The organism is Bacillus sp. AFS073361, assembly GCF_002567005.1.
Taxonomy (GTDB): Bacteria; Bacillota; Bacilli; order Bacillales; family Cytobacillaceae; genus Neobacillus.
Window position 1 is genome coordinate 136611 of sequence record NZ_NUZU01000004.1, and the last position, 25958, is coordinate 162568.

28 protein-coding genes are annotated in these 25958 nt (G+C 42.8%); 11 read left to right on the forward strand and 17 right to left on the reverse strand.

Features of this window, described 5'->3' with window-relative positions; all coding sequences use genetic code 11:
- Nucleotides 1–108: 108 nt before the first annotated feature.
- The 3 genes from COJ96_RS02660 to COJ96_RS02670 all read right to left on the reverse strand — a co-directional run bounded on the left by COJ96_RS02660 (nucleotide 109) and on the right by COJ96_RS02670 (nucleotide 1531).
- Nucleotides 109–345, reverse strand: a complete 237-nt coding sequence (locus COJ96_RS02660; RefSeq protein WP_098571457.1) for a hypothetical protein — start codon at nucleotides 343–345, stop codon at nucleotides 109–111.
- Between the two features lie 293 nt (nucleotides 346–638).
- Nucleotides 639–986, reverse strand: coding sequence for a hypothetical protein (locus COJ96_RS02665; RefSeq protein WP_098571458.1), 348 nt, complete (start codon nucleotides 984–986; stop codon nucleotides 639–641).
- A gap of 77 nt (nucleotides 987–1063) precedes the next feature.
- Complete coding sequence (locus tag COJ96_RS02670; protein ID WP_098571459.1) at nucleotides 1064–1531, reverse strand: GNAT family N-acetyltransferase; 468 nt, start codon at nucleotides 1529–1531, stop codon at nucleotides 1064–1066.
- An 828-nt stretch (nucleotides 1532–2359) separates the two neighbouring features.
- Between COJ96_RS02670 and yjcZ the strand changes: the two genes are divergently transcribed.
- Nucleotides 2360–2494, forward strand: coding sequence for a sporulation protein YjcZ (gene yjcZ, locus COJ96_RS02675; protein ID WP_098571460.1), 135 nt, complete (start codon nucleotides 2360–2362; stop codon nucleotides 2492–2494).
- Between the two features lie 117 nt (nucleotides 2495–2611).
- On the opposite strand, the gene COJ96_RS02680 is transcribed toward yjcZ, so the two are convergent.
- Nucleotides 2612–3403: a hypothetical protein gene (locus tag COJ96_RS02680; protein ID WP_098571461.1), complete on the reverse strand. Its 792-nt coding sequence runs from the start codon at nucleotides 3401–3403 to the stop codon at nucleotides 2612–2614.
- A 130-nt stretch (nucleotides 3404–3533) separates the two neighbouring features.
- Nucleotides 3534–4130 carry a YitT family protein gene (locus COJ96_RS02685; RefSeq protein WP_180229962.1) on the reverse strand — a complete coding sequence of 199 codons (597 nt, stop codon included), beginning with the start codon at nucleotides 4128–4130 and terminating at the stop codon, nucleotides 3534–3536.
- Between the two features lie 203 nt (nucleotides 4131–4333).
- Here COJ96_RS02685 and COJ96_RS02690 point away from each other — a divergent pair, with 203 nt between their 5' ends.
- Nucleotides 4334–4954 carry a DUF47 domain-containing protein gene (locus tag COJ96_RS02690; RefSeq protein ID WP_098571462.1) on the forward strand — a complete coding sequence of 207 codons (621 nt, stop codon included), beginning with the start codon at nucleotides 4334–4336 and terminating at the stop codon, nucleotides 4952–4954.
- Between the two features lie 33 nt (nucleotides 4955–4987).
- On the opposite strand, the gene COJ96_RS02695 is transcribed toward COJ96_RS02690, so the two are convergent.
- Nucleotides 4988–5218 carry a hypothetical protein gene (locus tag COJ96_RS02695; RefSeq protein WP_098571463.1) on the reverse strand — a complete coding sequence of 77 codons (231 nt, stop codon included), beginning with the start codon at nucleotides 5216–5218 and terminating at the stop codon, nucleotides 4988–4990.
- Complete coding sequence (locus COJ96_RS02700) at nucleotides 5211–6074, reverse strand: ParM/StbA family protein (protein ID WP_098571464.1); 864 nt, start codon at nucleotides 6072–6074, stop codon at nucleotides 5211–5213. The genes COJ96_RS02695 and COJ96_RS02700 overlap by 8 nt, the downstream gene beginning before the upstream one ends.
- 239 nt (nucleotides 6075–6313) lie before the next feature.
- On the opposite strand from COJ96_RS02700, the gene COJ96_RS02705 reads away from it, so the two are divergent.
- Nucleotides 6314–7849, forward strand: coding sequence for a multicopper oxidase family protein (locus COJ96_RS02705; RefSeq protein ID WP_257148398.1), 1536 nt, complete (start codon nucleotides 6314–6316; stop codon nucleotides 7847–7849).
- 120 nt (nucleotides 7850–7969) lie between these two features.
- Nucleotides 7970–8401 (forward strand): hypothetical protein, encoded by a 432-nt coding sequence (locus COJ96_RS02710; protein ID WP_098571465.1) that lies wholly within the window; start codon nucleotides 7970–7972, stop codon nucleotides 8399–8401.
- Between the two features lie 262 nt (nucleotides 8402–8663).
- On the opposite strand, the gene COJ96_RS02715 is transcribed toward COJ96_RS02710, so the two are convergent.
- A complete protein-coding gene (locus COJ96_RS02715) occupies nucleotides 8664–9083 on the reverse strand; it encodes a hypothetical protein (RefSeq protein ID WP_251459471.1) in 420 nt (139 codons plus the stop codon).
- 119 nt (nucleotides 9084–9202) lie between these two features.
- Here COJ96_RS02715 and COJ96_RS28400 point away from each other — a divergent pair, with 119 nt between their 5' ends.
- The 6 genes from COJ96_RS28400 to COJ96_RS28410 all read left to right on the forward strand — a co-directional run bounded on the left by COJ96_RS28400 (nucleotide 9203) and on the right by COJ96_RS28410 (nucleotide 15627).
- A complete protein-coding gene (locus tag COJ96_RS28400; RefSeq protein WP_180229963.1) occupies nucleotides 9203–9340 on the forward strand; it encodes a hypothetical protein in 138 nt (45 codons plus the stop codon).
- A gap of 166 nt (nucleotides 9341–9506) precedes the next feature.
- Entirely contained in the window at nucleotides 9507–11138 is a 1632-nt protein-coding gene (locus COJ96_RS02720; protein ID WP_098571466.1) for a hypothetical protein, read from the forward strand.
- Between the two features lie 118 nt (nucleotides 11139–11256).
- Nucleotides 11257–11550 carry an RNA polymerase alpha subunit C-terminal domain-containing protein gene (locus COJ96_RS02725; RefSeq protein ID WP_098571467.1) on the forward strand — a complete coding sequence of 98 codons (294 nt, stop codon included), beginning with the start codon at nucleotides 11257–11259 and terminating at the stop codon, nucleotides 11548–11550.
- A 612-nt stretch (nucleotides 11551–12162) separates the two neighbouring features.
- Nucleotides 12163–15135, forward strand: coding sequence for a DEAD/DEAH box helicase (locus COJ96_RS02730; protein WP_098571468.1), 2973 nt, complete (start codon nucleotides 12163–12165; stop codon nucleotides 15133–15135).
- The gene (locus COJ96_RS28405; RefSeq protein ID WP_180229964.1) at nucleotides 15132–15335 is read left to right on the forward strand and encodes a hypothetical protein; all 204 of its coding nucleotides are present in this window, start codon (nucleotides 15132–15134) and stop codon (nucleotides 15333–15335) included. Before COJ96_RS02730 ends, COJ96_RS28405 begins: the two co-directional genes overlap by 4 nt.
- 145 nt (nucleotides 15336–15480) lie before the next feature.
- Nucleotides 15481–15627, forward strand: coding sequence for a hypothetical protein (locus tag COJ96_RS28410; RefSeq protein ID WP_180229965.1), 147 nt, complete (start codon nucleotides 15481–15483; stop codon nucleotides 15625–15627).
- A gap of 333 nt (nucleotides 15628–15960) precedes the next feature.
- On the opposite strand, the gene COJ96_RS02735 is transcribed toward COJ96_RS28410, so the two are convergent.
- The 4 genes from COJ96_RS02735 to COJ96_RS02750 form a co-directional block, all read right to left on the reverse strand.
- A complete protein-coding gene (locus COJ96_RS02735; RefSeq protein ID WP_098571469.1) occupies nucleotides 15961–17013 on the reverse strand; it encodes a hypothetical protein in 1053 nt (350 codons plus the stop codon).
- A 130-nt stretch (nucleotides 17014–17143) separates the two neighbouring features.
- Nucleotides 17144–17908, reverse strand: a complete 765-nt coding sequence (locus tag COJ96_RS02740) for a class I SAM-dependent methyltransferase (RefSeq protein ID WP_098571470.1) — start codon at nucleotides 17906–17908, stop codon at nucleotides 17144–17146.
- A gap of 272 nt (nucleotides 17909–18180) precedes the next feature.
- Nucleotides 18181–19011: an aldo/keto reductase gene (locus COJ96_RS02745; protein ID WP_098571471.1), complete on the reverse strand. Its 831-nt coding sequence runs from the start codon at nucleotides 19009–19011 to the stop codon at nucleotides 18181–18183.
- A 47-nt stretch (nucleotides 19012–19058) separates the two neighbouring features.
- Nucleotides 19059–20327, reverse strand: a complete 1269-nt coding sequence (locus COJ96_RS02750; RefSeq protein WP_098571472.1) for an MFS transporter — start codon at nucleotides 20325–20327, stop codon at nucleotides 19059–19061.
- A 196-nt stretch (nucleotides 20328–20523) separates the two neighbouring features.
- Between COJ96_RS02750 and COJ96_RS02755 the strand changes: the two genes are divergently transcribed.
- A complete protein-coding gene (locus tag COJ96_RS02755) occupies nucleotides 20524–20895 on the forward strand; it encodes a winged helix-turn-helix transcriptional regulator (RefSeq protein ID WP_098571473.1) in 372 nt (123 codons plus the stop codon).
- Between the two features lie 170 nt (nucleotides 20896–21065).
- On the opposite strand, the gene COJ96_RS02760 is transcribed toward COJ96_RS02755, so the two are convergent.
- The 5 genes from COJ96_RS02760 to ssb all read right to left on the reverse strand — a co-directional run bounded on the left by COJ96_RS02760 (nucleotide 21066) and on the right by ssb (nucleotide 25771).
- Nucleotides 21066–22751: a hypothetical protein gene (locus COJ96_RS02760; protein ID WP_098571474.1), complete on the reverse strand. Its 1686-nt coding sequence runs from the start codon at nucleotides 22749–22751 to the stop codon at nucleotides 21066–21068.
- A 373-nt stretch (nucleotides 22752–23124) separates the two neighbouring features.
- Nucleotides 23125–24264 carry a 3D domain-containing protein gene (locus COJ96_RS02765; protein ID WP_098571475.1) on the reverse strand — a complete coding sequence of 380 codons (1140 nt, stop codon included), beginning with the start codon at nucleotides 24262–24264 and terminating at the stop codon, nucleotides 23125–23127.
- A 159-nt stretch (nucleotides 24265–24423) separates the two neighbouring features.
- Nucleotides 24424–24822 carry a hypothetical protein gene (locus COJ96_RS02770; RefSeq protein ID WP_098571476.1) on the reverse strand — a complete coding sequence of 133 codons (399 nt, stop codon included), beginning with the start codon at nucleotides 24820–24822 and terminating at the stop codon, nucleotides 24424–24426.
- Nucleotides 24823–25176: 354 nt separating this feature from the next.
- The gene (locus tag COJ96_RS02775) at nucleotides 25177–25401 is read right to left on the reverse strand and encodes a hypothetical protein (protein WP_142332953.1); all 225 of its coding nucleotides are present in this window, start codon (nucleotides 25399–25401) and stop codon (nucleotides 25177–25179) included.
- Nucleotides 25394–25771: a single-stranded DNA-binding protein gene (gene ssb / locus COJ96_RS02780; RefSeq protein WP_098571478.1), complete on the reverse strand. Its 378-nt coding sequence runs from the start codon at nucleotides 25769–25771 to the stop codon at nucleotides 25394–25396. The genes COJ96_RS02775 and ssb overlap by 8 nt, the downstream gene beginning before the upstream one ends.
- Between the last annotated feature and the right edge of the window lie 187 nt (nucleotides 25772–25958).

The following is a 25958-nucleotide window of genomic DNA, read 5'->3' on the forward strand; positions in this document are numbered from 1 at the left end:
ATCTCAAATATGTGCATTTTTTTGGGTGCCACACAAAAAGAAATGAGAATTAGTAAAGTGATGGATGATATAACGGATATACTCATAAACTCCCCTTATTTCAAACAGTTATGGGATAAATGACCGCCATGACAAGGAGAGATTGATCACTAGATGGCCGTAAAATATCTCTTCTGCAAATACTGTTTCTTGATATTCCCACATACGATGGTCATGAAGTATCGCGTTCTTCAAAAGGTCGCCGCCAATAAAAAATAGGATGGTAGGGTAATACCTCTTCCAATTTCTCCAATCCCCCCATCTTATAGCCGCAAGTAAAAATAAGATTGCAAGGAAAAGATGCATATTATCCCCCCCAACTTTTTTCAATATGTTAATTATTTCTAAAAAAGAAAGTGATTAGTCAAAGAAGTTTAAAATAATTACATAACCCTATGGTTTAATATTTCATCTTCATTAAAGATTTGCAAAAAAATAGCCCTCCAGACTGTTGGAAAACAATCCTCGAGGGCATCAAGTCATATAATCAAAGGGGGTTTTGAAAAAAAGATTATCTTTATAATAGTGGATGATTCTTAAGAAAGTCTTAACATCCCGCGACAGTGTAAATCGCCACTTTACTTGCTGCTGTACCGCCACTACTTTTTAAATTTGTCAGTAAATTTACTAAAGAATGGCGCCATTTCTTTAAATAATGGTTTATATTGTTCGGTTGTTGTCACAATGGTGTCATACGTATCAAATAACAATTCTAGATCCACATTGTTCATGATGTTTTCCACTTTATCATGAAAGGACTGTTCCTGCTGCTTGTGCTCATCCTGCTTTTTTCCGCGCCCAAAAAACCAATTATCGTAACGGTTTGTTCGAGGTTCCGAGCTGTCTTTAGATTGAGATGTGCCTCTTGGCTGGCGGTCGCCAAACATTACCTTTGAAAAATGGTCCCTGCCTCTTGTCGACTTTCGCTGACGTTCATTATCCTCCAATAATTTTCCTCCTCTCTACCTCTCTCTAAATAAGCTATGATACGTTCTGTATCAAAGTGTGGATACATGCCCCAAATTTATAAATAGTAACTCATGATAATCAGCTCACCTTTTCGTCCCATTCGACGTTCGCCTTCGTCAATAAACCCGCACTTTTCATATAACGCCTGTGCTGCTTCATTTCCCACGTTAACCGCTAAGACAATTTCATTGATTTCATGATAATTTTCTTTTACAAATGCAGGTAACTGCGTTAGTGCTTTTTTCGCAAAGCCCTTGCGTTGGTGACGGAAATCGGTTGAAAAAGCTCTTAACAAAATCGCATATTCATTGTCCGAATAGGGTTTGACCCCCTCATTACTATGTAAAACGAAAAAAGTAACGAGTTCATCGTTTTCTATGGCTAAGATGGAAGAACGCTCGGAATCTTCGTTAGATAGTTTAATACAATCCTTTGGCTCGCCCGTAAAACGAAGTTGTTCCTCGTCTAATTGATACTGGTTGATTGCATCCTTGAAGCGCTCATGATAAAAATAAAATTGCATTCTAGAATCCCCCCTCTATTGAAATCCCTATTTATATAGTAATTATAATACCTCAATTGAAAATTTTTCCAACGGGAACGGGTTTTTGTATTTTATTATTTTGAAAAAATTTTTACCCCTTTCTACACGCTTGTCCAGTTCTCTTTTATCCACTTTGCATAGCTTATTAGGGAGAGACAGGAATCTCTCATCCGCTGCCAAGCTAAACATTTTTTCACCTCTGGGTGAAGCGTATGTCCTATACATACGCTTCTTTTTGTTTTTCGTCATTAACCGTTCTTTGTCATCTTTGCTATCTTCTTTAAAGGTCGCCGCATTTTCTAATAAAACCGCTGATCAATGAATGAATTTTATAAGAGAAAGAGCCTATTTTAACTGAATGTTGATTTCACTGTGTTTGAAAAATAAACGGAAAAATTCCGGTTAAATTGGGAAATACCCGTATTTCCTTAAAAATAAGGGAAGTTTTTCCGCTTATCTTATCCAAAACTTTGGATTTTGTCTTATATCGAGCAGTTAAGCGGAAATTCTCCGCTTATATCGGCTTCTAAAGCCTTCTCTATATACATTAGCCGGAAATTCTCCGCCTATTGAATCTCAAACCTACTTGAAAATGAACAGAGCCATGGGATAAAAAAATTATAGCCTAGTTTGAGTGGGTTTTCCTGTATCATTCTTATTCCCAACTGAATAGGAAGCGGCATATAGTATATTTGCGGATTTTTTGAATGATTAGTAACTTGTCCAATCACCTTCTACAGTAAAAAATATAATAACCTTGAGGATGATTTTTACATCCAAATTATTAGTAAAAGGTGGTGAACATCTATGAGTTGTGGATTTGGATACGGCGGCGGTTACGGCGGCGGCTATGGCGGTGGTTATGGCGGCGGCAGCACTTTTGTTTTAATCGTTGTGCTTTTCATCTTGTTGATCATTGTAGGAACTTCTTTCTGGGGCTAATCTAACAGGATACTTGATGGAAGGAAAAAAGGACAGATGGGCGTAATCTGTCCTTTTTCCTATTCTTAACTTGTATTCTCAGCATACCCTCAGATGGTTGGAATCGGGGTTACCTCTCTATTTCTTCCCCAAAAGCATACCATTTTCCAGCAGATGTTTAGCTTTCTGATAATCATCGAAGTCCGCTTTTATATCTGCCTCTAATTTCTCTTTAAAATGGCGGTATGATACCTCCCACTCCACTAAGCTCTCAAAAAGTTTGGAAAAACTAGGTTTCATACTTTCCCAATTGGAATAAATGTGATTACACCTTTCCAACAAATCTTCACGGTAGTAGAGCTGTTCATCCAACGCCATCCCTTTCGATTTTTCCATCCCAACTATCTCTTGAGAAGCATTGGTTGCCATTAATTCATCCTGGATTTGTGGCTGCTCCTCCACTACCAAACGGTGCTCCGAACCAACTGCAAGCTCTTCCTGAGTCACATCCGATTCCCATAGTTCACCGTAGATTTCCGTTTGTTCCCCCATTTCCATGCGATGGTCATAAACAACTTCAAGATCTTCTTGAGTACCGTCCAAGTCCAATAATACGTCGTGGCTTTTTGGCTGCGCCTCCACTACCAAACGATGCCCGGAATCCACATCCATCACTTCTTGAGGGGCATCCATACCTTTGAATTGCTGTTCCCACTGTTCATAAAGGCTTTTTGCTGTCAGATAGTCCTCGAATTCCACGGTTTCATCTTCCTGTAATTTCTCTCGTAATTGGCGGCAAGCCCCTTCCCACTCCTCTACACGATCCGTGTCCAAGCAGTCTGAAACATGCGGTTTCACAGTATTCCAATAAGAATTAAAGCTATTACACCATTCCAACAATTCATCACGGTATTGTTTTCGATCTTCCATTTCGGCACTTACCCCTCACATCTTTTTTTCTATGCTGGCTTTTCATGACTACAAATTCATCCTATGTTCCATGATTGTCCAGGGTTTAGACATATACCCATATGTAAAAAAACAACATGATTAATTATGATTACTTTCCTCCAATCAAGGAAGTTGTTAGACCAACCGTGGTAATAGCTACACATGAATAAAGAACGGAGTCTAATGATAGTAAAACCAAACTTGCCAAAACAATCAGACCATCAATAGCGATAATGACAAAAGCTATATTAACAGAATAAGTTCGAGAAATAATTTTAGCGAGTAAGTCGGTCCCTCCAGTACTTGTCTGATATCGGAGCATTAAACCAACACCCGTTCCAATGATGACACCTCCAATTAGTGCACTTAAAAGGTGGGAAAGGTAAATTTGGAATCGAAGTGGAGCAAGCAAATCAATGAACAAAGAAGAAACTAACAATCCTTGTAAACTACTAAAGAAATACCCCCTTTTATTCATTGACGCGTATATACAGATGGGGAGACTCAAAGCAACCATTGTAATCCCTGCCTGAAAATCAAAAAAGTAATGAAGGATTAATGCAATTCCAAGGATTCCCCCGTCAATTAAATGGTTAGGCACCAAAAACCCATTTACCCCAATTCCTAACAGCAAGCTGCCAATAATAGTAGCCATTAATCTCTGAAAAATATTCATCACCTTGTCCTGTCTTTTTACTCTATACATATGCCGCCATCTAAAAATTCAGAATGATGGATCATTCTCCTTTAGTTTTGGAAACTAAAGTTTGTCGCTTTTTTTGTCGAATAAATAAAGAACATAAGCCGGAACGCCTTGTCCAATTGCTGCATTTAATATAGTAATTGCTTGAAAGTACTTGGTTAAAGGGTTTTATAACCAATAATCGGACAATTTGGGGTGGTAAATGGATGGCAAGGGCAAAAAGAAAAGACAAGTTCTTTAACTATTTACTTCGTATGTCGTTAAATTTAAAAGCAAGTGCGAACTACTTTGCGGATTATAACTTAAAAAATGTTAGTGATCTTGTCATTTTTTCTGAGAAGATGAAAGAATTTGAGACTTATGGGGATACCATGGTACATGATCTCATTGGTGAACTAAATAATGCCTTTATCACTCCTATTGAACGCGAGGATATTTTAGCTCTTTCCATTAGCATGGATGATATATTGGACGGTTTATACCATACAGCGGCTCTATTTGAAATGTACTCTATAATAGAAATAGACGAATATATGCTTAGATTTGTGGATGAGATCAAAAATTGTGTAACCGAAATTGATGCAGCTATTGAACTCCTATCAGCAAAGAAAATGCTGGATTTAAGAGAACACACCATCAAAATTACAGAAATGGAGTCTGATTGCGACCACATTCTGCGTGATGCCATTAGGCATTTATTTACCACCCAGAAGGACCCGATCCGAATTATTAAACACAAACAAATCTATGAAGGTCTAGAAGAAATCGCTAACAGCTGTAAAGCGGTGGCAAATACGTTGGAAACCATCATTATGAAGAATGCTTAGATTCCCAAAAAAAAGACCCCTTATGGGGGGGGATCATAGACCGAAACTTTTCAACTTCGATTTGTCGATTGGCTTTTCCTGTTTCATACCCTTTTCATGTTCTTTACGAATGATACCAACACCTTGTTCCATATCCCGTTGGATCAGACGTTTGATATATGTGGCAAACTGAATATACTGGTTACAATGCTCGAGAAGCTCTCTTTCATAGGGATCATCCAGGTTGAAAGGGACTGACTTGACCTTGCGATTCAGTTCATTCATCGGCAAAGACCACTTTCCCCATAGAATAATATCCGAAAGCGTTGGCATATTGCGGACTGTATACTTTGGTCCCGTTCGCTCGGTAGAGGACGGGTTTGATTAGCTCGATATTTTTAAAATGCCTTTTAATATACGGGTAAAGATATTCAGCAATTCCTCCGCAAAGATAGGTCGGGTCGAACAAGTCCCATTTGCCTCGAATCTCCGCCAAGATCGCCTCTGCCATTTGCTTTTCTGTTATGTCCATATGTGTTTCAGCCCCGAAAGCAAGGGTCCCGCTTTTTCTGTCAATAAAATAACCATCTTCCACTCTTAAATAGTTAAAGGTACTACTTCCAGCGTCGATAATGTTCGCAATGTCATCCGGCCGATCCTCCATGCTGAAGTATGCCCCTGACCCTTCAGGTGCGACCTTCACATCGTCGATGAAAAATGTTTTCCTTACATTATTCACCGTGATCGTGTGTGTCCCTTTCAGCATTTTCTCCATCATTTCCCTGTCCTTATCCACCATGCCGCGGATTGGCTGCCCAATCACGATACAATTCCCTCTTATTCTTCCATATTGATGAACGGCCACCAGTACTCTGATCTTTGTTTCTTCATGCGCTTTCGAAATATCTCTCGGCTCTCTTATGGCATGGCATTCCCGCCAAGCAATATTCCCCAAGAACAACTTCTCGTCTTCATACTCGACGATGTAGTCCCCGGCTTCCATTTGGTTGGCTTCCCCATTCACCAAATGGAGATGGCGGTAAGGGCCAACTGTTGACCTAAACTTAAACACCTGGTCCCTCGTTCTTCCTTTCACCTCGTAGGCGCCTGCATCGATCGCTAAAATCCATTTGTGCTCCATTTTCCCTACCCCTTTGAACAATATTGTGATGATGCCTATATGTGTCATATATCTAACCCAATTTCAAACCTAGTATATGTGCGGAGTACCACATGTGACACACTCGTGTCATACAAACTGATCATGATATGCTTTTTCCCTTTTGGATTAGGCCATTTCTGCCAATTTTGATATATTCTCAAAATCTGCGTCATAAATTACTGTGATGACAACCTGATTAAGTGAAGGGAGTGTATCTTTTGAAAAATCTCTCTAAATTTATCGACGAACTCCCAATTCCTCCGATTTTAAGACCCCGATGGAAAGGGCCGAACTATACGTATTATGAAGTGAAGATGACGGAATTTAAGCAATCACTCCATCTTGAATTGAATGATACAACCGTTTGGGGCTATGAGGGCAGCTATCCAGGTCCGACGATTGAGGTGGAAAGCGGCGAAAATGTGTATATCAAATGGATCAACGATCTCCCGGATAAGCATCTCCTGCCGATCGACTACACGGTTCACGGCGCCCATAAGGATGTGCCGGATGTCCGCACGGTCGTCCATGTTCACGGAGCTTGCGTGGAATGGGAAAGCGATGGCTACCCGGAGGCTTGGTTTACTAGGGGATTCGAAAAAGTGGGGCCTTATTTTAAAAAGCAAGTCTATCACTATACGAATTGCGATCATGCCTGTACGCTTTGGTATCATGACCATACCCTGGGGATCACGAGGCTTAATGTTTATGCCGGATTGGCCGGATTTTACTTAGTCAGGAGCCAGCGGGAGCGGTCATTAAATTTACCAACCGGCAAATTTGACGTGCCGCTGCTGATTCAAGACAAGACTTTCCATCACGATGGTTCACTCTTTTATCCAAAGCAGCCGAAAAAACCTGTCCCGGGAGTAGAAACATCGATTGTTCCTGAATTTTTTGGCGATACCCTTTTGGTGAATGGCAAAGTATCTCCTTTTTTAAACGTAGAGCCCCGTAAATATCGCTTTCGGCTCCTCAACGGCTCTAACAGCCGCTTCTATCGAATCAAGCTGGATTCGGGACAGCGCATGTATTTGATTGCGGCCGAGCGAGGTTTGATGGAGCAGCCGATGGGGGTCAACGAAATCCTCTTAGCCCCTGCCGAGCGGGTTGAGGTGATCATTGATTTCACCAATCTGGAGGGCAGGAAGATTATCATGACTAACGATGCGCCAGCAGCCTTTCCAAGCGGCCATCCAGTCAATGAGCAAACGGGGAGCGTGATGCAGTTTCGAGTAACCCTCCCTTTGTCTAGTGTGGATACAAGTGTGATTCCGGCTTATCTGATGCCCTATCGGTTGATGAATGAACAGGACGCTTCCAAGTCACGATACTTAACTTTGAATGACCGTATGGACCAGTACGGTCGTCCATTGATGTTATTGGATAACAAGACGTGGGATGACCCGATTTCTGAAAATCCGAAGCTGGGCTCCACCGAAGTATGGTACCTGATTAACTTATCTCCTGATTCCCACCCGATTCATTTACACTTAGTTGAGTTTCAGGTCTTAGATCGGCGGGGGTTTGATGTTGACAGGTATACCAAGGAGAAAATAATCCATTACACTGGACCAGCGATACCGCCCGAACCCCATGAACGCGGCTGGAAGGATACGGTTCGTGCGGACCCGAATCAGGTCACGCGGATAATGATGAAGTTTGGTCCTTTTACCGGGTTATATGTCTGGCACTGCCATATGCTGGAACATGAGGATTATGAAATGATGCGGCCATTTATTGTGATCCGCTGAGCTGAGGCAGTGTGTATTCTCCACACTGCTTTTTGCACGCTTTCAAGCAAAATTGATGAATTTTTTAAGGGCATTCCCCCAGTTATTTGCATAAGGATATAGTGAATGGAGTGAAATACATTGAATGCTCAATCAGAAAAGGCAAAGGCAGCCATGGCCAAGGAAAATAGTCAATCTGATAATGAAGAAGTGATTGCACAACTTGAGAAACAAGTTTCCATTGCCGTCTGGATTCAATTTATTGGTCAAATCATGGAGGCATTTTATTTATCTAAGATCATGTTGGTTAGTGAGGAAGTCAGAGAGAATGCCAATGAAAGACAGATTTTACTGGGGGCATGGATTCAAACCGCAGGACAACTTTTTGAAGGTGTGGGTACCACTAAACAGCTGTATACGGATGAAGAAAAATCGCTCACGTTGGAAGCGCAGCGAGTCACCAATTTCGGGGATTGGCTGCAATCGGTAGGAGTCGCTTTGGAAGCAAATGCAGGTACACAAATCATTCTTGAGGAAATAAGGAAAGCGGAAGAAGAGGAGTTTATTCCCTAGTCTTAAACTATATTGTAAAAAGGAAATGGTTATGAATGAATCCATTGTTATTTCAAGCAAATGATGTCAGACGGATATTTTTACGGCCTCATCTTTTTGGTTACCATCCTTTCCACTATGGAAGCCCCTTTTTCATAGGGGGATGGTATGGCAGTCCGTATTCCTTTGGTTATGGTTACCCTTATTATGGGTATCCATATTATTAGTGGGAGTCTCTAAAAATCCAGGTGTTCTGAGCCTGGGTTTTTAGAGGTAAACTGAATCATTTTTTAAAAAGTTTATTTAAAAATCTCTTCGCCAGCAGGAACACCCACGCAATGGCTGCGAAAGCGATGAAAAATACAACGTATCCCCATAATCCCACAATCGCATCTTGGAATTCCATGTTTCCTCTATTGGTGATCGCTTGTTGTATTTCGATCGCAAAAACTAAAACGACCATAAATGTAAACGTATAGAGGAAGGATAGAATCGTAATCCCAAACCGCATTTTAGAGACAATTTTTGAAAAAATAAGGACAACCCCAAATACAAAAATGCCGATGATCCCCATAATCCAAAAGTGTAAGTCTTTATCATTTAACCCAAGATTTAAATAATCATTTGTATATAATTGAATAAAATCATGGATATTATTTAATAGCTCTGTAAGCATGAGTATGATGTCTTTCAATGTAACCACTCCTTCCCTCCATTGTAGAACACTATTAATTTCAATGCTAACCCATATTTTTTCCAGGTATAAGAGAATGATAGTTTGGCCATAATGATGATAGATTCAAAATCGAAGGGGGAACGAGGATGAAGGAGAATAAATTACTATTATCAGAGTTTGCCAATGAGGATGGTTTCGAACTTAACCGCTATATAACGCACTTATTTGAATATTTTTCTAGTTTATCCAAAACCGAAGTGGCAAAGATCGAGCCAACCCCATGATTGTGAGGGGGCTCTTTTTTTGGTGATGATTCTTTTTGGATGTCCATTTGGTGTCAGGCACCATGTGAAATTTTCACATGGTGCCTGACACCGATTTTTTGGGTATAATAGTGGAATATGGTTTTTTATTTATAATTGACTGGATTTGGTAAAGGGGGTTGTGGCTTTGGAGTCGACGCCTGCAAGTGAGAAGATTGAGCTTTTTGGGGATCAGGTGCGGGAATTGCTGCACCCAACAGTGACGGAGGATGCCCGGCTGGTTCAGAAGGGTTTGATGTTGTACCGGCAAGGGCTGGTGAAGCAGGTACAGATATGGGAGAAGCAGATTACGGCGATGGTTCAGGATGTGACGCCGTGTTATGTGAAGTTGAATTTTGAGTATTTGTCACAGAGTGAGTGTACGTGTCCAGCGGAGGGCTTTTGCCGGCATCAGATGGCGGTGTTTTTTGGTGCGTATGCCAGGGTTGGTAGTGTGACTGATTGGGTAGCCGAGTGGCGCGAGCCGATGCAGGAGTCGAAGTCCTTTACTGACTGGGGTTTGCAGACGGCGAAGGATTTGATTAAGGCGAATGGGTCATCAAAGCCAGACTATGTGCGCTGGGTTCATTCGTTTGAGGTCAGTTTTGATACGCTGCTGGCAACGAAGAAGTACACGAGTCCATATGTGATTCCGGAGTTGTTTGGGATTTATGAGCGCCGGATTCATGCGAGTGCCCCAGTGGAGCAGGAATGGCGCTTGCTTTATGAGTTGGTCGGGATTGTCGTTTCGTTTCGGAAGTTGGCTCGGCTGAGTGATCAGCTCGATCATGATGATGATACGGTGAAGCGGGCTTATTTGCATTTGTTCCATAATTTGATGGACGATGCCGAGGAGCTATCGATTAAAATTGGTACGCAGTCGTTGCCATTTGATTTTGATGAGTTTGTGGACAAATTGCGGGCGGACACGTTTGAACTGCTGACCTGTACACAGGGGTTGGAGTATGAGCGGATTTTCTTGTACCGGCTGTTGTGGATTCATTTTTTCAAAAAAAAGGCGTGGCGTGAAGAAGAGTTGGTGAAGATTCAGGCACGCCTGAAGGAGCTGCAGGATTGGGAGAGTCCGGCGCCAATGATGCTGGCTGGGATTCATTTGAATTTCTTGCTGGGGGATGATGAGGCGGCCCTGAAGTTGGTCCGGCCATTTAGTGATGCCGAGATTGCTCCCTATCTGGTGTATTGGATTGAGTATTTATCGGGGCAGAAGGCGTGGAAGCGTGTCGGCGCGGTGGTTGAGTTATTTCTGCAAAAAGTGAAGGGATATTTGGAGTGGCTTGGCGGTTATCATAGTTGCGCGACGTTTGTGCGGAGTGCGCTGCGGGCGGTGGCGCCATATTGCGCGGAGAGTGACCGGGTCGATTTATATGAACGGGCACTGCTGGCGATGCTTCCCTATAGTTTTGGCGATTATGAGCATGTATTGTTTGAGCGGAAGCAGTATGACCGCTGGGGCGAGCTGCAGGCGTTTATTGGTTTGGATTATTATGAGTTGCCGAAGGACCGGTTGAAGCTGATTGAGAAGGAGCGGCCCGAGGTGCTGCTCGGGATGCTGCATCAGACGGCGCAGAAGGAAATCGATCAGAAGAACCGGGCCAGTTACCGCTTGGCCGTGCGGCACTTGAAGAAACTACGGACGCTTTATAAGAAATTGAAGCGGGTCGATGATTGGGAGTATTTCTTGGAAACGTTACTGGAGCGGACGAAACGGCTGCGGGCGTTTCACGAGGAATGTAAGCGGAGCAAGTTGATTGAGGGGTAGCGAAAAGAAGGTGCCGATTCCTGCTGGCACCTTTTGTTTTTGGCGTTTTCCTCATCCCTGTGTGTTCGCATGATTTGAAAAACCAACCGAAATTTCATGAAAAAGGAGACATTTTACAATGGCCACTTCCGAAAAAAGTTTAAGGACTTGCGATCAAGGACACAAATTTTATAAAAGCAGTGACTGTCCGACCTGTCCCACATGTGAGAATGAACGCAAACCTGCAGATGGATTTCTTTCCGTACTCTCCGCACCAGCAAGGCGGGCATTAGAAAACAATGGAATCACTACTTTGCAGCAACTATCAACATATACCGAAAAAGAGATTTTGCAATTTCACGGTATGGGGCCAGCTTCTTTGCCTAAACTTAGGTCCGCTTTGAAGGAAAATGGGTTAGCATTCAGGGGCTAGTATCGTAACAGGTGTTGGATTAGTGACCGATCGCCATGCCTTGATGTATATATGAAGTTCGCCGCCAATGTGCTGCGGGCTTTTATTTTGTTTTTATTTACTAGAGCTAGGCTTCGGTATCCCCTTAAAGTGATCTATTTTAAACCCGAGCCTCCCGCTTGCAAGATAATTCAGGCATCGCCCTCCTCTAACCACACATTTTTGGGTATAATAAAGGAATATGGATTTTTCTGTGAAAATTATTGGTGCCCCCTTTGTGACATTATTGGTGTCACTGTTGGTGTCATTGTGGATTTCATTGTGGGTGCCAGGCACCGCCCGTGGACATTTCTCGTAATTTTGTCCATATGTCACGGACGTTTTCTGGTTTTTATGGATTTTATTTAGGTATATGGATATTGATTTATATATTATTTTTGTTTTGTGCAGTTTCCGTTGGATTTAGTGCAATTTTATTATGGTTTTGTACGAAATTTAGGGGCTTTTGTGCAATTTTTTATATGTTTTGTACGATTTTTAAGGGGTTTTGTACAATTAGACATTATTTGGAAACAAACAGCTAGTAAAATAGCCTATGATGTTCTCTCCCCCACTAAAAGGAGTTTTGTATCGATGCTTAAAACAAGGTTTATGAAATTGCTGACAACTAAAATCGGGGAAGGGCGTTTTCTTATTACTGCTGAAGATGAACAAGGTCGTGTGATGAGCCCATTTAGGTGGAAGAATCTCGTTTTCAGCAGTCATGAGGAAAGCTTCTTTGGTACGCTCCTTGAAACCGAGACTGTGAACGGTGTCGAAGGTGTTGTTGTGAGCAGTTGGCATTTGGTCTCGCTTTTTGCCAAGGAGTCATTTAATCGATTTATCGAATGGGATTGGAATGAACAATCTGAGATTTGTCTTGCAGCCAGCCTTGAGCTTTATGAGGGGATTCTCGAAAAAGATTGGCTGCCGGACTTTTCGGTTTGGGAGCATGGCGATTTCCGCTGGAAACTTCCTGAGCGCGTCAAGGACGAGTTCGACTCATCGTTTTGGGAGCAAATGATTGAAGAACCCGATATTGATGATGAATCGACCGACCTCAACCTTGGGACGGCCGGTTCCCCTCTTGGAACAACGAAAAACTACATTTCCGATTTGTATAATGATGCCCTTGATGGCTACTTGACGCGGAATGCCGCGATGAAGGAGCTATTTGGACCGAAGCTCGACTTGCTTCGCAAGCAAAATATCTCCGGCAGCGAACTCGCTCGTTATTTTGATGAAGAAAGCTGGCTGGAATGGGTCGGGATTAAGGAAAGCGACACGCCGTTTACCATTGGGCTCCGACTGGATGAGCCGCTGGATGGTGAAGGCGCATGGAGCCTGGATTTATTTTTACGAGGAAAGAAAAATGTTGATGATGTTTATGATGTTGAGGGTTCCGCGAAGATCCCAGCGAAGTGGCGGCCATTTTTGGAAAAAGTCGACCGTGAGCGGGAACGCTGGATCCGCTTGATTCCATGGTTAGGCGAAGACGGCTTTTTCAAAACGCATCTGAGTGAGGAAGAAGCGTGGATGTTTTTGACGGAGGCGAGTGAGACGCTGGTGGCCTTGGATGTCGAGATCCTCCTCCCTTCTTGGTGGCAGGCGATGAAAAATGCTAACTTGAAGGTGAAGGCGTCGCTGAAAGGTACCTCGAGCCACCGGCCATCCTTTGTCGGACTTCAAGCCATGCTTGATTTTAACTGGCGCTTTTCGATGAATGGTGTCGATTTGTCCGAAGATGAGTTTGGGCAACTTGTCGAGGAGAAAAGACGACTTGTCTTTATTCGCGGGCGCTGGGTGAAGCTGGATCCGCAGTTTATTCGACAAATTCAGGATATGATGAAACGGGCCGAAAAGGAAGGCTTGCATGTCCGCGATTTGCTTGAACAGGAATTGATGGAGTCAGAAGCAGCCGAAGATGAGCTCGAGAATCCAAAGGCCTTTGCCAAAATTCAAATTGAGTTGAACCGCCAATGGAAGCAGATGGTCAAACAGTTGTCGGAAGTGAACGAAATTCCACTCGAGGATGTGCCATCTGGTTTGCAGGGTGAACTCCGTCCATACCAGCAGCTCGGTATGAGTTGGCTCTGGTTCCTGCGCCAGTACGGATTTGGCGCCACCCTAGCGGACGACATGGGACTCGGGAAAACCGTCCAGCTCCTCTCCTATTTATTGAAGGTGAAAGAAGTGGCCGGGGATGAGTTGACGCTGGTGCCTGACACCCAAAAAGAGGTGAAAAAGCGCCGCAAAAAAGAGGAAGATGCCACTGCCGCGCCTGTTGCGGTGAAGGTTCCGACCAAAGCCGCGCTGATTATTTGCCCGACTTCTGTGCTTGGGAACTGGCAAAAGGAGATTGAGCGGTTTGCGCCGGAGATGAAGGTGTATCTGCATTACGGGTCGAATCGTCTGAAGGAGGAAGCTTTTGTCGAGAAGGCAAAAGATGCCGATATTGTTTTGACGTCGTATGGGCTGAGTCATATCGATTTGGCGGAGTTTGAATCGCTGATTTGGAGTTCGATTGCCATCGATGAGGCACAGAATATTAAGAATGCCCAGACCAAGCAGTCAAAGGCGGTCCGCAAGCTGCGCGGACGCCACCACATTGCATTGACAGGGACGCCAATGGAAAACCGTTTATCCGAACTATGGTCGATTTTCGATTTTACCAATCATGGCTACCTTGGCAGTTTGGGGCAGTTTCAGAAAAAGTTCGTGATTCCGATTGAAAAAGATGAGAAGAAGGAAAAAGTGCAGCAGCTGCAATCGTTGATTCGGCCGTTCTTATTGCGCCGCACGAAAAAGGATGAGGAAGTTGCGTTGAATCTCCCTGACAAGCTGGAGCAAAAGGAATATTGTCCGCTTACGGCTGAACAGGCGTCGCTATACGAGCAGCTGATCCATGATACGTTTGCAGAAATTGAGAAACTATCTGGTTTTGAGCGTAAGGGGTTAATTTTACAAATGTTAAGCCGGTTGAAGCAGTTGTGCAACCACCCTGCCCTCTATCTGAAGGAAAAGTCGGCTGGACGCGAACTGCTTGAGCGTTCGAATAAGTTGGAGAAGCTTGTCGAACTGATTGACGCGGTTTTAGAACAGGGAGAGAGCTGTTTGATTTTCACCCAGTATATCGAAATGGGTGAAATGATTCGAAGCGCGCTAAAGAAGAAGTTTGGCATCGAGGTGCCATTTTTGAACGGTAGTGTTGCGAAGGCGAAGCGCGACGAGATGATTGAGCGGTTCCAAAACCAAGAGTTCCCTGTTTTCTTGCTGTCACTGAAGGCCGGTGGAACCGGTCTGAATTTGACGGCAGCCAATCATGTCATCCACTATGATCGCTGGTGGAATCCAGCCGTTGAAAATCAAGCCACAGACCGCGCCTATCGTATCGGGCAATCGCGTTTCGTCCACGTGCATAAGATGATTTGTACCGGAACACTTGAGGAAAAGATCGACGCAATGCTGGAGAAAAAGCAATTCCTGAATGACCAGATCATCCAAAGCGAAAACTGGATCACCGAATTATCGACCGATGAACTTAAGGACTTGGTGTATCTGGGGTGATGTTAGTGGTGGTGTCAGGCACCGTTCGTGGACATTCCACCCTTTTGTCCATGCTGGGAGGACAACTTGATGGTGTCAGGCACCATTTGTTTGTTGAGGATAGTGACAATAATGATTTTGGTGTCAGGCACCACTACTATGTTATAAAGAGGATAAGGCCGCAATGGTTTTGTCCTTTTTTTGTTGGTGTTTATGCTTGAAACGGTGGTAAGATATTTACCTAAACTCTCTTATTTTTCTATATAATTTTGCTATTCCGTGTATTTTGTAACCGCTTTTATGTGAATAGATTCACAAGTATAATAGAGACATAAGAATCCAATAACCCAATCTAGGGAGGAAAAAATGATGCTTACGGACTTTTTATTTGAGCTCAAAAACTGGTGGTTTGGCGAGTCATTTGATGAAGTTGAGGAATTTGAACGACTTGAGTCGAAGCATACCAGGGTTCACCATGATGAGAATATTTATGAAATCATTCGTGTTCATTAATCCAGCTTAAACGGCAGCGAAGCCCTCTTCCAAATAGAGGGCTTCGTTTTATTTTTCCGAATTTCAGGTGCGAAAGTTGAAATTCCACATTTAACTATTTCGCTGAATCTTAAAAAATAATAAATCTACTAAAAAGAAGCAAGAAAAAGCTCCAAGACCAAAAAATAAGAGGTTCGGTGCAGGAGATTTTACAAAAGAATAAACCACTATTGTGCATAATAGGAGAAAAATTGTTGAAATAATTGACTTTATTAAAGCTCTTTTAACGATACTCTTCCTTTGATTCACCAGTTATCACCTATCCTATAAAAATTAAGAGACTAGTAAACCCAATCACATTTGGATTTTATTCGTGAGTGCTTGATAGAATTTCTGTGGTTCATCGAGACGGAGATGTGCCTTGGTTACTTTTTTCTTAAAGCCATAAATGAAGCTTGCTTCGATTGGATGATAAAACTCCACTTCAAACTGGGGTTTTTCCTTGAAAAAATCTATTAGGACCGCGTCGAAAATATGTTTTGACTCCTCTTTTGTTATTGTTTCAGGTCCATCATACGGGTGAATTTCTTTAATTTCCTCTAGCGGCACGATTAACTGTTTCATGATACCAACCTGCAGATACAGATGCCGGTCCGTGATCATGATTGGGCAATGCCGAATTGCTTGGATTTCTGCTAGAAAGAATAACAAGGTATACACATTTAATACGAGCGCGATGATGGCAACCAAAGGACTCCACGAATGAAGGAGAAAATGAAAACCGACAGATTCCAAGACTAGTGCATGGATCAGCATGACGCATAACGTAATTGTGCCGGATTTTTTATGGCAGGTGTACATACGTTCATCAAGTGTGGCTGGTTTTCTATGCCAAGAAACTAGACTGTAATAATACATCTTCACGTCAGAGAAAAAAATTTCTTGTGCCCTGGACGGCTTGAGGTGCTGATCCCATGCTTGTTTCATTCGATAAGAGAAAGTAGGAATTTCGCTCTCAGACTTACGGTAACTTTGGACGATCGCAGGGATTCTTGCCAGCAATTGAATGACGACGTATAGCTCGAGCAGGAAAAAAGCAGCCTCACCGGCCAATAAAATATATTTTACAAAGGAATACGCCGACAGGAGTTGGTGCGGAATTACTAGGACCGCGACGCCGTATCCGGCAATCATCACGGGGAGTATATATTTTAGGGAGTATCGTTTTCTGATGATGAAGAAGTACACGAGTAATGGTATGGTGATGATGAAGTCAAATAAGGAACCTAAGGCCATTCCTGTTGGGGGTGGTCCTAAACTTTCAAGACGGTAAATCAGGAAGTTGGAACATACGACTAAGGTGAGAATGAAGCTGAACCAGAGCCATTTATTTTTTAATAGAGTCATTTTTTCTAACCTCCTTTGCTGATTTTATTTTAACATAAATATCCATTTCCAAAGGTTATTTTGCATCATAAATATCATGAATATCTATGGAGCTCAAAGTAAAAAGGACCTTTTGCTGGCCCCCTCGCGATTACTCTTTTATCCCTACTACCCGAATCCGCTTATAATCCGCGATCCATGCACCGTTATGGTATAAAACTTCTCTTAAATTTTGGGTGGATTCTGTGATGATACGCTCTTTGGCTTCGGGTGCGAGGCCTTCCAACATACTCGTGGCGAACATCTCAATCCAGTTACGCAACCCGTTTTCTCCGTTTAGTGGTGTTGGACGATCAAAGTGTTGGGCATGAGTGACTCGAAATCCAACTTGCTCCATCAGAGATGTGTATTCACCGATACTGGGGTAATACCATGGAAATTGCTCAGATTGATAGCTCGTTCCTAATTGTTGAATTAGTTCGTCGGTGATTTTTTGGACGTTGCCTTTCCCGCCGAATTCTGCGATAAATCTGCCACCTGGTTTTAAGGCTTGGTAAATGGATTGCAGGGCTTGTTTCGGAGTTTTCACCCAATGCAATGTGGCATTAGAAAAAACGGCATCGAATTCGTTCCTGTAATTCAGGGCTACAACGTCCTGCACCCTAAAGGTAAGTCCAGGATACTTATGTTGTGCCTGCTGGACCATGTTTTCGGATTTATCAATCCCAATTATGGCTGCTCCCTGTTGATTCATTTGGTTGGCCAGATCCCCTGTTCCACAACCAAGATCAAGAATTTTTTCACCAGGCTTTGGTTCAAGCCATTGGAGCAGCGCCCCGCCAAAATGCGAAACAAATCCATGCTCCTGATCATATAAACCAGCATTCCAATTATCTTTCTTTACTCTACTGGACAACCTTCTCCACCCCTTACTTTTAATTTTTTAATAATTATAACAAATCATTGGGAAAAATAACCGAAAATGTGTCCATGCGCGGTGCCTGACACCAGGTTTCGGTTAATGTAGCAGGGCTCCTTTTACCTTAAGAGATGATTTTTCTCTTGAACGGGAAATGTAGCAGTACTCCTTTTACCGCAAGAGACGACTTTTCCCCTAAACGGTAAATGAGAGAAAAAAACGACCAATTTTCGAATGAAAATTGGCCGAATGGCAATAGTTCTCTATGATTAGAAATCAAAGTTATCGGGGTCTGGGCCGACGCGGTGGTTTTGGTTTAGCTCGTTAATCTGCTGCATGTCCTCTTGTGTTAGTTCAAAGTCGAATACTTGTGAGTTTTCGATGATCCGGTGTTCTTTTGTTGATTTCGGAATGGTGACGACGCCGTTCTGCAAGTCCCAACGTAAGATGATTTGGGCAACTGATTTATTGTATTTAGCAGCAATATCCACTAATACTTCTTTGTCCAATAATTGACCTTGCATTAATGGTGACCAAGCTTCCATCTGGATTCCGTTCTCGCGGCAGAATGCTTGGACTTCATTTTGAGTTAAGCGCGGGTGATATTCGACTTGGTTCACCATAGGCTTGATCTCTGCATCCTTCAAAAGGTCTTCCAGGTGGTGGACTTGGAAATTGCTGACTCCGATGGCTCTCACCCGTCCTTCTTTGTAAAGAGTCTCTAACGCTCTCCACGCCTCCTTGTATTTCCCAGCTACCGGCCAGTGGATAAGGTAGAGGTCTAAGTATTCTAAACCTAGCTTATCTAAACTTGTTTGGTACGCTGCCAAGGTTGATTCGTAGCCAAGGTCGGCATTCCAAACCTTTGATGTGACGAATAAATCTTCTCTAGCGATGCCTGATTCCTTAATCCCTTGTCCTACTCCCTCTTCGTTTTCATAAATGGCCGCCGTGTCAATGCTCCGGTAACCATGTTTGATTGCCATTTTCACCGCGTTCACTAACTCCGGTCCTTCCTCTACCTTAAAGACACCCAGACCAAACCATGGCATTTTTACTCCGTTATTTAAAGTTGTAGTACTTTGTAAATTGTTTAACATTTTTTTATCCTCCAATTGTTTTTAGTTTAGTTGCGCAACTGTCCTCCTCAAGGGGACAGTTGTGTTTTTGTGGTGCCTGACACCATTGATTCCATTGACTCCATTGATTTCATTGATTTAATTGATTTCATTGATTCCTGGTCTTTCTTTTCGAGCGCTCGGCTCACCCCTGTTAGGATGGCCGCGACTAGGACCATTAATGCACCGATCCAGGTGGTGTGAATGAGTCCGATTGAATCAGTGATGGCGCCTCCTAGGTAGGAGCCGATGGCGATTCCTGCGTTGAAGGCGGCGATGTTGATGGCGGATGCAACATCGACGGCACTTGGGACGTATCGTTCAGCAAGGATAACCACGTATACTTGCAGACCTGGAACGTTCATAAAGGCAAGCAGTCCCATAAAAATAATAGTGATTAAGCCCGCGATTTTGAACGGCGCGGTGAACATTAGGACAAGCAGAACAACAGCTTGAACGATAAACATATAGAATAGGGATTTTATCGGGTTGCGGTTCGACAGCTTGCCGCCGACCATATTTCCAACGGCGATCGCCAATCCGTACACAAGTAAGATAATTGCAATCGAACTCTCGTTAAATCCGGTTATCTCCTGTAGTAATGGTGACAAATAAGTAAAGACAACAAATGTGCCGCCATACCCTAGGGCCGTGATGATGAATAAAAGTACGAGCCGGCCATTGGTCAGAAGCTTGAATTGATCTCGAACGCTGGTCTGGTTCCCTTTTTTCAATAAAGAAGGTATGAGAATCCAGTTGGCGATGAAGCCGATGATTCCAACGATGACGATGAGGATGAAGGCAAGCCTCCAGCCATATTGTTGACCGATGAATGTTCCAAATGGTACGCCGGTGACGGTGGCCACGGTAAGGCCGGAGAACATGATTGAGATAGCGCTCGCGCGGCGGTTGGCCGGGACGAGATCGGCAGCGATGGTGGAGCCGATTGACATGAAAACACCATGTGCTAATGCGGAAATCACACGCGCTGCGAGCAGGACGCTGATTGTTGTTGCGCTTGCGGCGATTCCGTTACCGATGATGAAGACAATCATGATCCATAGTAATAGGGTTTTCCGTGACATGCGCGATGTCATTGATGTCAGCACTGGCGCTCCAACCATTACCCCGAGGGCGTATAGGGAGACGGTCAGTCCAGCAGTAGTGACGGGTATATGCAAGTCTTGGGCGATGAGCGGAAGCAGGCCGACGCTGATAAATTCAGTGGTTCCGATTGCGAAGGCGCTGATGGCTAAGGCCAGTAGTGCGAATGTGCTTTGCTGTTTATTTAAAGACATAAATTTTCCTCCTCATTTGTGTAGGTTTATTTAAAAAGGTATGATTATTTTCATCCGGCAAATGTTATTATGGAGGATATACAGAATTATCGGAAGTACGCACTTTAAAGTGATATAGGTACCTAGTAGTGCTATAGGTACTTTTTAGTACCTATCTACCTGTCTGTCAGTTTGTGAAATGAGGAGGAAGATATAGATGGAGAAGAAAAAATATAATATATCGGTTGAGGCGACGCTTGAGGTAATCGGCGGGAAGTGGAAGTGTGTGATTCTCTGCCATTTGACGCATGGGAAAAAGCGGACGAGTGAATTGAAGCGGCTGATGCCGAATATTACGCAGAAGATGTTGACGCAGCAATTGCGGGAGCTGGAGGACGATGGTGTGATTAATCGGATTATTTATAATCAGATTCCCCCGAAGGTTGAGTATGAGTTAAGTGAGTACGGCCGGAGTCTGGAGGGAATTCTGAATTCGCTTTGTACATGGGGAGAGCATCATATTGAAAAGGTATACGGGGATAAGTTCTCTGTTCTTGAGGAAAATGTTTTGAATGATCATCTTAAATAGTAAGCGGCAATAATGTTAATGGTGTCATTTATGGTGTCAGGCACCATTTGCCCACTAACCCCAGTGGCAACAGTGTTTTCGGTGTCAGGCACCATGGAGCATTTACTATTGACCACAGCACTCATAAACACGTCAAAGGCCGCAATTCTGCGGCCTTTGGCGTGTTTTTTTTATGCTTGAATATGCGGTCGGTCTTTTAGATGGTCGGTGTGCTCCAGCATGTGCATGTGAAAGAGTTCGTAGCGGACCCAGCGGAGTGGGAATGAAAACGCGACTTCGTTTTTCTTGTTGTAGATGAGAACGTGTTTTTTGTTATGTTCTACTTTTTTGATTTCATGCAAGCCGATGGTGTGCTGCTTCGATCCGTTTTCCATCACAAGCTGCTGGCCAACGACTCTGATTTTTCTTTTCTTATTTGCGGTAAGTTCATAAAGACACATCCCACCGCCGATAATGGTTAATGCTACTAAGAAAAGAATCCCGTCTTTCGGAAATCCTGTTACCGCCTCTTTAATCCAGTGAACCACCGCGAGGCTCAGGAAGAACCAGGCACCTCGACTTAGCGACGGCGAGCTTTCAAAGTAGATACTGGACTCATGTTCTTCCTTTTCCTCTGCTCTCTTTTTGAAAAAAGCCGCTTTATGTTCTTCGATGCTGAGTGAGTCCCATTCAACAAAATCAGTATAGCTGCCATCCCATAGTTCGGCCGTATCGTCTCCATCCTCAAGCGCATAGCCGCCTGCCCAGCCCGCGTATCGGGTCCCGATATGCACGAAACTCAGTAAATAATAGCGTATCGGCTGGCGATATGTGTTTTCGGTTTCGACTGTATCGATGATCTGGATGTCCTCCGGATAGCGGATGACTCCCTCCTCTTCCTCTGGCAGGTTGATAATCGTTGAAAAGAGTCTCGTCTTCGCCAAATGCGGCTGCTTTCCTTCCGTGATGGGATACAGATGCTCTAAATTTCTCGCCCTTAACTCCCAATAAACCATTTCTGCACTCTCAATATGCTCCGCTGCTTCTACGAGTGTGTTCTGTTGATACGGGAGGTTTTTGGCCGCACATACCAACAGCGCCTGCGTTTTTATCAACGGATCGCGGAAGTTCATGGCCTGCTCCAGCTCAGCACCGATGTCGGCTGAAAAATAATATTCCATCAAGCTAATAAATAATTTCATTTTTGTTCGAACGGCAAAATAGCTGTCCTTCCAAGCCGTATAAACATATTTGCTTGAAAAGTCTGCGTCAAATTTCAGATACTCCAGTTTCTCTACGTGATAATCGTTGAGCAATGACGGGAGGATGACGTCTTTCCTATAACCTTTTTCTAAACCGGAGTCGTTCAGCGATAATACTAAATGATAAAACAACCATTTATAATGCTCTGTATGGAGCTTGTCGAGGGTTTTATCAAGGATTCCCTTAATCAGCATTGGATAGGGGTCCAGGTCATTGACTGGAATATGGAATTCTTCGGTCTCGATTAACTCGACGATTTTTTCCTCGAGTACATAAAAAATATCCTCATCTTCTGTTGTGAGCAGCATTTCAATTGCCCGCTCTTTGGCCTGCAAGTCAAGGCCGTCAAAATGCTTGATGAGCCCTTCCACCACCTCCGGCATCGGAAAGTCACAAACAAAGTCAATCAGATAAAAGGAGGGGTTGTCCCAGCGGTCGACAGGCTCTGGGAATCCGGATGCTGCCGTTTTGATTATATCCTTTAACACATCAATTTGAATCTCGAGTCCCTCGTCCTGCTTATATTGAAAAAGCTGGTCAAGCGCTTCAAATCTCTTTTGCGGATTTTCACTTTTTACCTGCTTTAAAATCGAACGCAGTTTTAATTCAATCACTAAACCGATCCCTCTCTCATACTACCAATTTGTAACAATATGAATTTATTTTATTTCATAAAAACAAAATCAGCAACGTGTCAAAGGAAGAAATTTGGGTGTTGGCACCATTGGTGGTTGTATAAATCCTGTAGCTATAGTGCTTTCGGTGTCAGGCACCATTTGCTGCATAAATCCAGTGGCTATAGTCCTTTCGGTGTCAGGCACCATTTGCTATATAAATCCAGTAGCTATAGTCCTTTCGGTGTCAGGCACCATTTGATAAGCCCACTGACAATATTGCTATGGGCGCACTTGCACTGCACCGAACCACAACACAACGCACCGAACCCTACAAAAAAAGACCTAACAGTTTCCTGTTAGGTCTTGATGTTTAGTCTAATACGATGATTTTTACGGTTTTTCTGCCCCACTGGATGCACTTGGATGTGGTAGGCATTAATACGTCGATTATATGGCCTTTGATTGCGCCGCCTGTATCGCCGGCGATGGCTACGCCGTATCCTTCAACCCAGACTTTTTTTCCAAGTGGAATGACTCTTGGGTCGACGGCAATCAATTTCATATTCGGATGCTTCCCAATATTGTAGCCTGCAGCCGTGATATTCCCTGACTCTTCCGGGCTGTATGCTGTCGCGGTCACATACATTTCCTTCCCTTTGACGGCACCAGTTGTTTCGTTATTTGAAGATGGCGCCGGCGCCGGTTTTGCTTTTGAAGCTGTAGGACGTGGCTTCGCGGACTTCGCCTCTTCCTGTTCACTTTTCATTTTAGCTTGAATAGCATTCAATTGTGATTGAATACCTGCCTTTTCCTGTTCAGCAAGCTCCATTTGTTTAAGAATTTGACTATATTTTTGTTGCATTACGGTTAAGGTTTGTTGACTTTTTTGTCTGTTTTGATCAAGTGTTTGCTGTTGTTTCGCAAGTTCACTTTGATCACCTAATAAAATTTGTTCTTGTCTATCAATCTCTTTTTTGTCTTCTTCAATCTGCAGCAGATCTGCCTTTTGGGACGTTAAGATATCTTTATCCGCATCCATAATGGTTGAAACCGCACTTGCGCGTTGAATAAACTCTGAGATACTATCAGACTCGAAGAAAAGATTGACGATTACATTGATGTTGTCATTTTGTTGAAGTGAGACAGCTCTCTGCTTCATAATTCCTTTGCGGGCAAGGATTTTGTCTTCTAGGACGACTATTTCTTGCTTCTTTTTTTCAATGAGTTGGTTCGTAGCATCTATTTTTTGTTGCGTTTTGGCCATTTCTTCTTTGTTTTTTGAAATATTACTGTTCAGGGCATTCAATTCTTGTTGAATTTTTGCAATTTCTTGATTAACATTTTGCTTTTCTTGTGCCTTTTGCTCTACTAAACTTTGTTTTTCAGCTAGTTCTTCTTTAGCATTATGTAGGGCTTCCGTGCTTGTTTGTGCATATGTAACCATAGAACCTGATACCGATAATACGATTGTAAGTAACATGAGAATGATACGCTTTCTTGTCGTTTGCATACACTTTCTCCTTTCCTTAGTACTCTATTTATACCAGAAGAATGTGCCAGTAATGTTACAAAAAGATTAAAAGTACATCACTTTTTGTCATATTACACATATTAGTGTCAATTCTGTGGCATAACAGCGTCAATATTTTTGGGGTGGAACATCACATTTCTACTTCATTTTTTTACTTTCTGCCAATGTACCGTTTGGTTTGGACTTTGCTTGTCTTTTTTTGCCATTCGGAAAGTCCGCTAAAAAAGACACCCTGTTCCCTTCTTTAATGGCAAAGTGGGTGAGAATCTCAAAGACTTCTTTCTCGGTTAGATCATTGTTTTCTTTATAGATTTGTAAAGAATGCTTCTCGTACATAATATGAATGTCGGAATTAAAGCTAAGGATAGGAATAATTGCTTTTTTATGAAATGGAATAAATTGATAGGGCGTAACTTCATATGTTTGGAGTGATCGAGTTGAGAGCTGTACTGCATCAAAAAAACTTGGTTTGTAGTTGAACCTCTTTTTCCTCCTGCTTGATGGATTGACAATGAATATTATTGAGTTTTCCTCCACAAAGATACAAACCTCCATAAAATACAATAATTTACATACTCTAACATTATTCGACGATAATCTACAATTTCCTTTAATGTTATTTTATGCCACCCTAACTTTTTTTGGGGACGTTCACTATTTTTTCATAAATGATTATTTCACTTATAAATCAAAGAAGCCGCTGATGAGTTCAGCGGCTTCTTTTTAAAAAAACAGGGGGGTTTTTCTATTAGTTTACCCCGGTGGAATATTTTTATACGTGCCAATCCAAAAAAAATTCCGGCAAGTAACTGCCGGATAAACGGAGATCAATTCGGAGATGGCATTGATTTTTTATCATAAAGGCAGTTGCGGGGATAAATTTTTGAAAACCTATAAACGAAATGGAGTAATTGATGAAGGTTCTTGTGAATGGGAGGAGTAAATTCTGATGAGGTCGTCTCTTTCCTTGATTTCATGCTGCTGTTCCTTAATGATCCATTCCAACTGGCTGACACGTTTTTGGAGGCCGTCAAGATTTTTATTTGAATTTCCAACCATTTTGATTAAACTTTCCAGTAATTGCTCGAGGTTTCTAGTCATTTCATTGTTAGACACCAATCGTCACTTCCTCCTTTTTTAGAGGAGCTTCCACTTCATGCGGCTGCGGTTTGGAGCTTAGGAACTGGACCGTTTCCGCGACTACCTCTGTGACATATACCCTTTTTCCTTCTTTGTTCTCATAGTTCCGCGTCTGCAAACGCCCCGTGATTCCGATTACTGCGCCTTTCCGGCAATACTGACAAGTATTTTCGGCTGCTTTCCGCCAAAGGGTACATTGGATAAAGTCAGCCTCTATTTCGCCGTTTTGGTTCCGAAAGTGACGCGACACAGCCAGGGTAACTTGGGTTACAAAGGTCCCTTCTGTCGTCTGTTTTAATTCCGGATCCCTTGTCAACCTGCCAACCAGTGTGACTTGATTGATCATACCTTCATCTCCTTCTTTGTTTGACGGTATTAGCATAGCGTTATGGTGTCCTTGTTGTAAAACAGGGAAACAACCATTATTCGTCTGTTTTTTAGGAGATAAACGGTTTTTCAAAGGCATTTTTGTCAAAAAAGACGTGTGGATTTTCGGAAAAAACTTATCTTCTAAATTTCGACAAAAACTTTTC

What these genes read in the sequence shown, in the direction of transcription:
- COJ96_RS02755 (WP_098571473.1), top strand. Translation starts at nt 20,524, where the DNA reads ATGGAGAAGAAAAAATATAATATATCGGTTGAGGCGACGCTTGAGGTA.
- ssb (WP_098571478.1), bottom strand. Translation starts at nt 25,771, where the DNA reads ATGATCAATCAAGTCACACTGGTTGGCAGGTTGACAAGGGATCCGGAA.
- COJ96_RS02735 (WP_098571469.1), bottom strand. Translation starts at nt 17,013, where the DNA reads ATGACTCTATTAAAAAATAAATGGCTCTGGTTCAGCTTCATTCTCACC.
- COJ96_RS02680 (WP_098571461.1), bottom strand. Translation starts at nt 3,403, where the DNA reads ATGGAAGATCGAAAACAATACCGTGATGAATTGTTGGAATGGTGTAAT.
- COJ96_RS28400 (WP_180229963.1), top strand. Translation starts at nt 9,203, where the DNA reads ATGAAGGAGAATAAATTACTATTATCAGAGTTTGCCAATGAGGATGGT.
- COJ96_RS02660 (WP_098571457.1), bottom strand. Translation starts at nt 345, where the DNA reads ATGCATCTTTTCCTTGCAATCTTATTTTTACTTGCGGCTATAAGATGG.
- COJ96_RS02765 (WP_098571475.1), bottom strand. Translation starts at nt 24,264, where the DNA reads ATGCAAACGACAAGAAAGCGTATCATTCTCATGTTACTTACAATCGTA.
- COJ96_RS02670 (WP_098571459.1), bottom strand. Translation starts at nt 1,531, where the DNA reads ATGCAATTTTATTTTTATCATGAGCGCTTCAAGGATGCAATCAACCAG.
- COJ96_RS28410 (WP_180229965.1), top strand. Translation starts at nt 15,481, where the DNA reads ATGATGCTTACGGACTTTTTATTTGAGCTCAAAAACTGGTGGTTTGGC.
- COJ96_RS02685 (WP_180229962.1), bottom strand. Translation starts at nt 4,130, where the DNA reads ATGTATAGAGTAAAAAGACAGGACAAGGTGATGAATATTTTTCAGAGA.
- COJ96_RS02690 (WP_098571462.1), top strand. Translation starts at nt 4,334, where the DNA reads ATGGCAAGGGCAAAAAGAAAAGACAAGTTCTTTAACTATTTACTTCGT.
- COJ96_RS02725 (WP_098571467.1), top strand. Translation starts at nt 11,257, where the DNA reads ATGGCCACTTCCGAAAAAAGTTTAAGGACTTGCGATCAAGGACACAAA.
- COJ96_RS02695 (WP_098571463.1), bottom strand. Translation starts at nt 5,218, where the DNA reads ATGAATGAACTGAATCGCAAGGTCAAGTCAGTCCCTTTCAACCTGGAT.
- COJ96_RS02700 (WP_098571464.1), bottom strand. Translation starts at nt 6,074, where the DNA reads ATGGAGCACAAATGGATTTTAGCGATCGATGCAGGCGCCTACGAGGTG.
- COJ96_RS02730 (WP_098571468.1), top strand. Translation starts at nt 12,163, where the DNA reads ATGCTTAAAACAAGGTTTATGAAATTGCTGACAACTAAAATCGGGGAA.
- COJ96_RS02750 (WP_098571472.1), bottom strand. Translation starts at nt 20,327, where the DNA reads ATGTCTTTAAATAAACAGCAAAGCACATTCGCACTACTGGCCTTAGCC.
- yjcZ (WP_098571460.1), top strand. Translation starts at nt 2,360, where the DNA reads ATGAGTTGTGGATTTGGATACGGCGGCGGTTACGGCGGCGGCTATGGC.
- COJ96_RS02745 (WP_098571471.1), bottom strand. Translation starts at nt 19,011, where the DNA reads ATGTTAAACAATTTACAAAGTACTACAACTTTAAATAACGGAGTAAAA.